The sequence below is a fragment of the Aurantimonas sp. C2-5-R2 genome, assembly GCF_036549495.1.
GTDB classification, from domain to species: domain Bacteria; phylum Pseudomonadota; class Alphaproteobacteria; order Rhizobiales; family Rhizobiaceae; genus Aurantimonas; species Aurantimonas coralicida_A.
Window position 1 is genome coordinate 1 of the sequence record NZ_JAZHLJ010000188.1, and the last position, 2,398, is coordinate 2,398.

A 2,398-nucleotide genomic window follows, 5' to 3' on the forward strand; every position below is an offset into this window, starting at 1 on the left:
AAAAGTTCATTGCCCCTGCATCGAGGGCCGCGTAACGTTCAACCCGGCATCGCCGCTCAACGAAGTTCAACAAACTTCGGGACATCCCCCGGGATCAAGGCGACGGTAGTCATGCCCCGTACGGCGCCCGAGGCGAAAAAGGCGGCGGTGCGCGGTTATGGCGGAGAGGTTCTGGAATGCGAGCCCTCGACGGTCGCCCGCGAAGCGATGCTGGAAGAGGCGGTGGCGAGGACAGGAGCGGACTTCGTCCATCCTTATAACGATCATCGGGTGATCGCGGGCCAGGGCACCTGCTCGTTGGAACTCCACGAGGATATTGGGCCACTCGACGCGATCGTCGCCCCGATCGGCGGCGGCGGCATAATTTCGGGCACCTGCCTAACCATGTCCAGCGTCTCGCCGGGCACCCGGATCTACGCAACCGAGCCGAAAAATGCGGCCCAGCCGTCTACCCACACGGTCCGGGTACCGCCTGGGCAGGGGACAAGGCTGCGCGGACGGCACTCCGACGGCAGCGTTTCCGTCCGCCACATCGCCTTCTGCGGGAGGCGGCGCGATGCTGATCGTCACGGAAGAGGCCTGCAAGGAAGTCCTAGGGCGGGCTGACGCCTTTCAAGCGGTTGAGCGCGTCTTTGCGGCGATGGCGGAGGGAAAGGCCTACAACTTCCCCGTCATCCGCGAAGCGATCGGTCATGCGGACGCGCTCTACGGGTTCAAGTCCGGTTTTGACCGGGTGAGCCTGTCGCTCGGGCTGAAGTCCGGCCGCTACTGGCCGGGAAATATGGCAAAGGGGTTGTCAAACCATCAGTCCACGGTGTTTCTGTTCGATCCGGACACCGGACGGCTCCAGGCGCAGGCGCTGGTCGGCGGCAACTATCTAACTGCGATGCGTACCGCAGCCGCCAGCGCCATCTCGATCGCGCATCTAGAGCATCGGGCGGGAAGATTGAATCGAGCATTCCCTTTTGCGTTGAAGGCTGATTCTCTGGTGCAGGAGGTGCACCATGGGAAGATCGGTTTCAGCGGATTTGCGGCTTCGGATCGTCCGGGGCGTTGAGGCGGGTGGTTCGCGTCGGTCGATGGCAGCGCGGTTTGAAGTTGCACCGTCCACGGCTGTGCGTGTGCAGGCGCGCTATGCGGCGACTGGTTCAGTGGCGCCAGCCAGGCAGGGCCGCCCTAAAGGATCGGGTAAACTGGGGCCGTACCAGTGCGCCATCATCGATAAGGTCAGGGCAAAGCCAGACATAACGATGCCGGACCTTGCCGCTTGGCTCGAGGCGCAGCACGGCATCATGGTCGATCCGTCGAACCTGTCCAAGTTCCTGTGCCGGGAAGGGTTCACGTATAAAAAAAACGCTGCTGGCCTCGGAGCAAGAACGCTCCGACGTCAAGGCGGCTCGTCGTGAATGGCGAGACCGCCGTCAGTTCTTCATGCGCCGGCAGCCGGCGCGGCTGGTCTTCATCGACGAAACCAGTGTGAAGACCAACATGACGCCGCTGCGCGGACGCAGCCTGCGTGGCGATCGCCTGCGGGCCGACGCGCCGTTTGGCAAGTGGCGAACCCAGACGTTCGTAGCGGGCCTGCGCTGCCATGAGCTTGTCGCACCGTGGGTTATCGAGGGCGCCATGGATGGCGCGGCGTTCGACGTCTACGTACGCACGCAATTGGCGCCATGCCTGGCCCCCGGCGACGTGGTGATCCTGGACAATCTCAACGTTCACAAAAGCCCGAGAGCTGCGCAGACCATTGCCGAGAAAGGCGCCTGGCGCCTTTTCCTTCCGAAATACTCGCTCGACCTCAATCCGATAGAAATGGCCTTCTCAAAGCTGAAGACCTTGCTACGCAAGGCCAATGCCCGAACCTCGGACGATCTCTGGCACGCTCTGGGCGACATCTGCGGCCTGTTCGAGCCCGGCGAATGCTGGAACTACCTCAAGGCCGCAGGATATGTTGCAGAATAATCGCCCGATGCTCTAGCCCGCGAGGATGCGAAGGTTCTCGGCATGGTCGGCGCTTGGCACCAAGCCGGTTTCCAGTTGAGAGCGGCGGCGGAGCAGCGCGATTTCGATAAGGTCGTCGCATGGAACTTCCATCCGGACATGCTGCCCGGCCTTGCCAAGGTAGCGGAGGGGGTCGGCCTGCTATTCCAAGTGGTGGAGCGGGATGGACTGGGCGCCGAGGCCGACGTCATCATCACGATCACCTCAGCATATGAGCCGCTGATTATGAAGGACTGGGTGAGGCCCGGGACGCATTTGGCCTGCAGGGGCACCGACACCAAAGGCAAGCAGGAGATCGATCCGGCGCTCCCTCCGTGCCAATGACGATGAGACATCGACCACCCGGGAATTTACCCTTGAGGGCGCAGGTAACGTATCGACATGGTAATGCCCCAGA

1 protein-coding gene and 3 pseudogenes are annotated in these 2,398 nt (G+C 62.5%); all 4 read left to right on the forward strand.

The genetic code is table 11. The features are described from left to right. Positions 1 to 438: pseudogene (locus tag VQ044_RS24725) on the forward strand (pyridoxal-phosphate dependent enzyme); the annotation flags it as partial. Positions 439 to 556: 118 nt separating this feature from the next. Then, positions 557 to 949, forward strand: a pseudogene (locus VQ044_RS24730) (ornithine cyclodeaminase family protein); the annotation flags it as partial. A 55-nt stretch (positions 950 to 1,004) separates the two neighbouring features. After that, positions 1,005 to 1,962 (forward strand): IS630 family transposase gene (locus VQ044_RS24735; protein WP_327650295.1). Its coding sequence is split into 2 segments (ribosomal slippage): positions 1,005 to 1,346 and positions 1,348 to 1,962, totalling 957 coding nucleotides; the frame shifts between segments, so codons are not numbered across the junction. 24 nt (positions 1,963 to 1,986) lie between these two features. Next, a pseudogene (locus tag VQ044_RS24740) lies at positions 1,987 to 2,325 on the forward strand (ornithine cyclodeaminase family protein); the annotation flags it as partial. Positions 2,326 to 2,398 lie beyond the last annotated feature (73 nt).